Below are 7616 nucleotides of genomic sequence, written 5' to 3'. Positions count from 1 at the left end.
ACACCTACCTCCCCCTCCACACCACCCACCCCACCCCCCGACTCCACCACCTCCTCCACACCACCAACACCACCCTCATCATCACCGACAAAGCCAACGAGGCCCGCGCACGGGAATTCGGGTTGCCGGTGGTGGTCGTCGACGACGACGCGACGTACGAGGGCATGCCTTCGGACAACCTGGAAACGGTGGTACAGCGGGATTCGCTGGCGTACGTGATGTTCACGTCCGGTTCCACGGGCCAGCCGAAGGGCGTCGCGATCACGCACGGGGACGTGCTGAGCCTTGCCGCGGACCGGCGCTGGCGGGATGCCGGGCACACGACCTTGTTCCACTCGCCGCACGCCTTCGACGCCTCGACGTTCGAGATCTGGGCTCCGTTGCTGACCGGGGGCACGGTGGCGGTGGCACCGGAGGAGGTGAACCCCGGGTCGCTCGGCCGGATGGTCGACCAGCTCGGGGCGACGATCGTCTTCTTGACGACGGCGCTGTTCAACGTGCTGGCCGAGGAGGCGCCGGACTGCTTTTCGGGGCTGAAAGAGGTATGGACCGGTGGGGAGGCGGCATCTCCCGCCGCGTTCCTGCGCGTTCTCGAGCGCTGCCCGGACACCCGCGTGGTGCACGTCTACGGTCCGACCGAGACGACGACGTTCGCGGTGTGCCACCCGATGACGCGGGAACTCGCCGCGGCGGGGTCGGCGCCGATCGGCGGTCCGCTCGACGACACCGGGCTCTACGTGCTGGGGGAGCGGCTCGAACTGGTCCCGCCCGGCGCGCCGGGGGAGCTGTACATCGCGGGTACCGGGCTCGGGCGCGGGTACCTCGGCAGGGCCGATCTCACCTCGGAACGGTTCGTGGCCAACCCCTTCGGCGACGGCGACCGGCTCTACCGCACCGGCGATCTCGTCCGCTGGAACCTCGCCGGCGCGGTGGAGTTCCTCGGCCGCACCGACGAGCAGGTCAAGATCCGCGGCTTCCGCATCGAGCTGGCCGAGATCGAGGCGGTGCTGCTGACGCACGAAGACGTGGCCGAGGCGATCGTGGTCGCGGCGCGGGACGAATCCGGCCGGAAGTGCCTGGCGGCCTACGTCGTGCCGGTATCGGGGTCCGAAGTGGACACTGCGGGGCTGGTGGCGTTCGCGGGGCGTTCGCTGCCGGAGTACATGCTCCCCGCCGCCGTGGTGGCGCTGCCGGTGCTTCCGCTCAACGACAACGGCAAAGTGGATCGTCGCCTGCTGCCCGATCCCGTGTTCGAGAAGGCTTCCTCCACTCGCACGGCGCCGAGAAACCCGACGGAGCGGGCGCTGGCCGAGATCTTCATCGACGTGCTCGGCCTGGCCGAGATCGGCGTCGACGACAACTTCTTCGCGCTCGGCGGGGATTCGATCCTGGCCATCCAGCTGGTCGCCAAGGCGCAGCGCGCGGGGCTGAAACTGACCTCCAAGGACGTCTTCCGGAGCCAGACGATCGCCGCGCTGAGCCCGCTCGTGATCGAAGGCGAAGTGGCGCCGCGGGAGGACGGGCCGGTGACCGGGCCGGTGCCGCTGACCCCCATCCAGCGGTTCCTGTTCGACCGGTTCACCGCGCCCGGCGTGTTCAACCAGTACGCGATGGGCGAGCTTTCCCGCGAAGTCGACGAGAACGCGTTGCGGGAGGCGGTGAACGCACTGCTGGCACATCACGACGCGCTGCGGATGCGGTTCGCCTTCGTCGACGGGCAGTGGGCCCAGCGCAACGCTCCGGTCGAGTGGGCCGATGCGCTCACCGTCGTCGACGTGCTCGCTGAGGACGAGGCGAACGCGGTGGAGGCTGCGCAAACTGCCGTGGACTTCGAGCGAGGCCCATTGCTGCAGGCGGTGCTGCTGACCGGTCCCGAGCGGTCGAAGCTGCTGCTGACCGTGCACCACCTGGTGGTCGACGGCGTTTCGTGGCGAGTTCTGGTGGAAGATCTCGAAACCGCGTACCGGCAGGCGAGGCAGGGCGTGCCCGTGGACCTCGGGCGAAAGTCCACCTCGTTCCGGGACTGGGCGATTCGGCTGGTCGAGCACGCCGGGAACGGTGGCTTCGACGACGAGCTGAGCCACTGGTCGTCGATCGGCGCCGAGCCGGAGCTCCCCGTCGACCGGCGCGGTGCCAACACGGTTGCCAGCACGCGCACCGTGACGGTGGGGCTGGACGCCGAACTGAGCGGCGCGTTGCTGCGCGACGTCCCCGGCGTCTACCGGACCGAGGTCAACGACGTACTCGTCGCCGCGCTGGCCCGGGTGCTTTCCCGCTGGGCCGGACGCGATGACGTGCTCCTCGGCATGGAAGGGCACGGCAGGGAGGAACTGTTCGACGACATCGACCTCGGCAGGACGGTCGGCTGGTTCACCAGTTACTTCCCGGTCGCGGTACGCGTGCCCGCGGGGGACTGGGGTGGCGCGTTGAAGTCGGTCAAGGAGCAGCTCCGAAGCGTTCCCCGGCGCGGCATCGGGTACGGCGCGCTGCGGTACGCGAGCGGTGGCACCGCATTGACCGGCGACGCGCATCCGAAGGTGGGCCTGAACTACCTCGGGCAGTTCGAGCACGGGGGAGCGGGCGGCGGGCTCTACCGGTCCGCGCCGGAGATCGACCTGCATCAGGACCCCGCCGACGTCCGAATGCACGAACTGGAGATCGTCGGCTCGGTGCTCGCGGGTGAATTCACCTTCTCCTGGTCCTATTCGGACAACCTGCACGACGAGGCCACGATCCGCGCGCTGGCCGCGGAGTTCACGACCGCGCTCGCGCAGATCGTGGCGCACTGCGCCGAACCGGGCAGCGGCGGCCGCACCCCGTCCGACTTCCCGCTGGCCGGTCTGGACCAGGCGGCCGTGGACCGGATCGCGAGCAGTGACGCGGTCCAGGAGATCTACCCGCTCACCGCGATGCAGAGCGGCATGCTGTTCCACGCCCTCCTTGATCGCGGCCGGACGGCCTACCTGGAACAGGCGTGGATCACCGCCAACGGGGTCGATGATCCGGAAGCCCTCGGTGAGGCGATGCGCCGGGTGGTCGCCAGAACGCCGGTGCTGCGCACGGTGGTGGCCTGGGAAGGACTGCCACACCCGGTGCAGGTGGTCCGCGACGACGTCGAGGTCCCGGTGACGCTGCTGGATTGGCGCGAACTGGACGAGGACGAGCGACGCGCCGCACTCGACCGGCACCTGGCCGCGGAGCGGGACGCGGGCATGGACCTGGCGGTGGCGCCGCTGGTCCGCATCGCGGCGGCGCGGGTGAGCGCGACGCGGGTCCGTCTGATGTGGACGTTCCACCACCTCCTGCTCGACGGGTGGAGCCTGATGCTCGTGCTCTCGGAGCTGTTCGGCGAGTACGCGGCGCTGACCGGCGGCGGGCAATTCGTACCGGAGCGCAGGAGGTCCTATCAGGACTACGTGCGCTGGCTTCGCGACCAGGACGTCGAATCGGCGGAACGGTACTGGCGTGCCGCACTGGCCGCGGTGGAGGCGCCGACGGCACTGCCGCGGGATCGGAACGGCGTAGGGAGCCATCGAGCGTTCTCTTCGGCCGAGCGGGCGATCCGGTTCACCCCTGAGGTCACCGAACGGCTCTACGCGATGGCACGGGACGCCCGTGTCACGGTGAACACCGTCCTGCAAGGCGTGTGGGCGTTGGCGCTGGCCCGCTACAGCGGGGAGCGGACGGTCTGCTTCGGGGCGACCACGGCGGGCAGGCCCGCCGGGCTCACCGGCGCCGACGCGATGGTCGGGCTGTTCATCAACACGCTGCCGGTGTGCGTCGACGTCGATCCCGCGGACGGGCTGGTGCCCTGGCTCCAGCGCCTTCAGAACGAGCAGGTCGCGGCGCGCCAGCACGAACACGTCGCGCTCGCGCAGGTGAAGGCGTGGAGCGGGCTCGAACGGGGAGTGGAGCTCTTCGAGAGCGTCGTGGTGTTCGAAAACTACCCGGTGGACGCCGAACTGGCCGCGGAGCGGGGGCTGGTGCTGGCCGAGATCGGCAAGACCACCGGCACCAACTATCCGCTGAACGTGGTGGTGTACCCCGGCGAACCGCTGCTGATCGAGCTGTACTACGACCCCGAGGCCTTCGACGTGGCCACGGTCGACCGGATGGCGGGCCACCTGCGCACGATCGTCGAGGCGGTCGCGGCGGAACCGGGCAGGCGGGTGGAGGAGATCTCGATGCTGCCCGCCGCCGAGCGCGCGACGCTCCTCGGGGACTGGGCGGGCACCGAATCCCCAGGACGCGTCGGCAGGCGCCTGCACGAGGTGATCGCCGACCGGGCGCGGCAGTGCCCGGACGAGGTCGCCGTGGCCGGTGACGGGGAACAGGTTTCCTACGGCGAATTGGACCGGCGCGCCAACCAGCTCGCACACCACCTGATCGAACTCGGCGTCGGCCGCGAGGTCCCGGTCGGCATCGCGATGGAACGCTGTCCCGACCTGGTGGTGGCGATACTCGGGGTGCTGAAGGCTGGCGGCGGCTACGTGCCGCTCGATCCCGCCTACCCGCAGGAGCGGCTGAACGCGATGCTCGCCGAGACCAGGCCCCCGGTGGTGGTGACCCAGGAACACCTGGTACCGAGGTTGCCGGCGGGGCAGGCGGAACTGCTGTGCCTCGACCGGGAGCGCTCGCTCGTGGCGAAGTACCCGGAGGAACCGCCGGAGATCGACGGCACGCCTGGCGACCTCGCCTACATCGTGTACACCTCGGGCTCCACCGGGCGGCCGAAGGGCGTGATGGTCGAGCACCGCTCGCTGCACAACCTCGTGCTCGCCGCCTGCGACGCCTACGGTCTGCGCCGGGGAAGCAGGGTGCTGCAGGTCTACTCGATGAGCTTCGACGGTGGCGTGCAGGACGTGTTCATGACACTGGCGGCCGGTGCGACGTTGGTGCTCGCCGATTCCGATCGCCGCCACGACGTGCCCTATTTGGACGCTCTGCTGCGCGACGAGGCCATTACGGTCGCGGTGCTGCCACAGGCCGTGTTGTCCGCTTTGGACACCGGCACGCTTCCCTCGCTGGTGTGCGCAGGGACCGGTGGTGACGTGCTGCCGACCGAGCTGGCCGACACGTGGTCGCGCGGCGGCCGCACGATGATCAACATCTACGGCCCGAGCGAGACTACGATCGCGGTGACCCTGTTCCCGGTGGTGCACGGCGGCGGGTATCGCGCGGTGCCGATCGGCAGGCCGTTGCCCAACAACCGGTTCCACGTGCTCGACGCCAGGATGCGCCCGGTCCCGGTCGGGGTCACCGGCGAGCTCTACATCGGGGGAGCCGGGGTGTCCCGCGGTTACGTCGGACAGCCGGGGCTGACCGCGGAGCGGTTCGTGGCCGATCCGTTCAGCCCGCACGGCGCACGGCTCTACCGCAGCGGTGACCTGATGCGGTGGAACGCATCAGGGATGCTCGAATTCGCCGGACGGGCCGACCACCAGGTGAAGATCCGCGGCTTCCGCGTCGAACTCGGCGAAGTGGAGAACGTCCTCACCCGGCACGAGCGGGTCGCCGAGTCGGCCGCCACCGTCCGAACGGGACCGGCGGGGGACCGCAACCTCGTCGGCTACGTGGTGCCCGTCGACGGCGCCGCACTGAGCACGGCCGAGCTCCGCGCGCACGCCGAGGCGTGGCTGCCGGAGTACATGGTGCCGTCGGCGTTCGTGACCATGCCGAGCCTTCCGTTGAGTCCCAACGGAAAGATCGATCGCAAGGCCCTGCCGGAGCCGGGTCGCGAGCATCGGACCGAGGTGGAGTACGTCGCGCCACGTGAACCGACGGAGCAGGCGCTCGCGGACGTGTGGGTCGAGGTGCTCGGGGTCGGCACCGTCGGCGTCTTCGACGACTTCTTCGCGTTGGGCGGGGATTCGATCACCAGCATCCGGCTCACTTCGCGGATGCGGGAGGCGTTCGGTGTCGCGATTTCACCACGCGACATCTTCGACGCGCCGACGGTCGCCGGGCTGGCGGAGACCGTGCAGGACCTGATTCTGGCGAAGTGGGAGAACGCAGTCGAGGAAGGGGCCGGTGGCCGTGGCTGACAGGGAAGGCATGTCGGGAAGTGCGCCGTCGCGGACGGACCGGCTGGCCGCACTGCCGGAGCACGTGCGGAGGAAGGTGCTCGCGGAGTTGGCGGGGGCCTCCGCGGACGGGGCCGCCGAAAGCGGGATTCCGTGCGTCAGCCGTGCCGGCGCGCTGCCGCTTTCGACCGCGCAGCAACGGCTGTGGTTCCTGTACGAAACGGACCCCCGCAGCGTCGAGTACAACGCGCCGCGAGTGCTGCGGCTGACCGGAACACTGGACGTGCGTGCGCTTCGAGCGGCCGTCGCCACGCTCGTGGCGCGGCACGAACCGCTGCGCACCACGTTCGACACGGTCGACGGTGCCGGGGTGCAGACCGTGCACCCCGGGTGGGAGGTTCCCGTCCAGCTCTCCGATCTGACGGAGCTGTCGCCGGAACTACGCGAGGACGCGCTGGACCGGCTCCTGCGCGAGCAGGTTTCGACGCCGTTCGACCTCCGGAACGGTCCCGTCTTCCGCGTACTGCTGGTGCGCTTGGCCGACGAGGACCACGTGCTCATGCTCGACATGCACCACATCGTCAGCGACGGCTGGTCGATGGGCGTCCTCGTCGACGAGTTGAACAACGTCTACGCGGCCGAACTCGCCGGGGTGGCGGCGGACCTCCCGGAGCTTCCGGTGCAGTACGCCGATTTCGCGAGCTGGGAGCGCGACAAGCTCGCTGGCGAAGGCATCGACGGTCAGCTCGAGTACTGGCGTGCCCAGCTCGCCGACCTGTCGCCGTTGGAGCTCCTGACCGACCGCCCGCGTCCGCCGGTGTGGACCGCCTCGGGCGCGTTGCGGGTCTTCGAGGTACCCGCCGAGGTCGTCTCGGAGTTGAAGGCGCTGGGAAAGCGGCACGGGACGACGTTGTTCATGACGCTCGTCGCGGTCACCCAGCTGCTGTTTTCGCGGCTTTCGGGAAGCCAGGACGTCGCGGTGGGCACCGTGACCTCCGGCCGGGGCAGGCCCGAGCTGGAGAAGCTCGTCGGGATGTTCATCAACACCCTGGTCATCCGGTCCACAGTGGACGAATCGGTGTCGGTGGGCGAACTGCTGGAGTCGGTGCGCACGACCGTCCTCGACGCCTTCGCGAACCCCGATGTCCCGTTCCAGGACCTGGTGAAGGCGCTGACACCGGAGCGGGACCTGAGCAGGCCGCCGTTGGTGCAGGTGATGGTGAACCTGCAGAACGCGCCGGAAACCGCCGCGGCGCTCCCCGGGTTGCGCGTGACGGAGATGGCGCCCCCGGTCTCGGCGGCCAGCCTCGACCTCGGGATCGACTTCCACGAGCGCGACGGCAAGCTCGTGGGTTACGTGGAGTACAACACGGACCTCTTCGACGAGTCCTCGGTGGACGATGTGATTCGGCGGCTGACTTCGTTGCTGTCGGGTGTGTGCGCCGGCGGGCCGGTGTGGCAGGTGCCGATGGAGTCGTCGGCGTCGGTGGTGTCGTCCGGTCCGGTGGTGTCGGTGGGGTGTGGTGTGGTGGAGCGGTTGTTGTGGTGGGTGGGGGTGTGTCCTGGTGGGGTTGCGGTGCGGGATGGGGGTGG

General features: G+C 69.8%; 2 protein-coding genes. Both read left to right on the top strand.

The window, feature by feature from the left end; translation table 11 throughout:
* On the top strand, nucleotides 1–6044 hold a 6044-nt coding region (locus tag ABD256_RS43795), incomplete at its 5' end, for an amino acid adenylation domain-containing protein (protein WP_344432291.1).
* Nucleotides 6037–7616 (top strand): condensation domain-containing protein (locus ABD256_RS43790; protein ID WP_344432289.1); only part of this gene is annotated, 1580 nt, incomplete at its 3' end. The genes ABD256_RS43795 and ABD256_RS43790, both read left to right, overlap by 8 nt.

It is taken from the genome of Amycolatopsis minnesotensis (assembly GCF_039529815.1).
GTDB lineage: Bacteria > Actinomycetota > Actinomycetes > Mycobacteriales > Pseudonocardiaceae > Amycolatopsis > Amycolatopsis minnesotensis.
The sequence above is the reverse complement of the archived record's forward strand: the minus strand, read 5'-3'. Positions and strand labels throughout refer to the sequence as shown.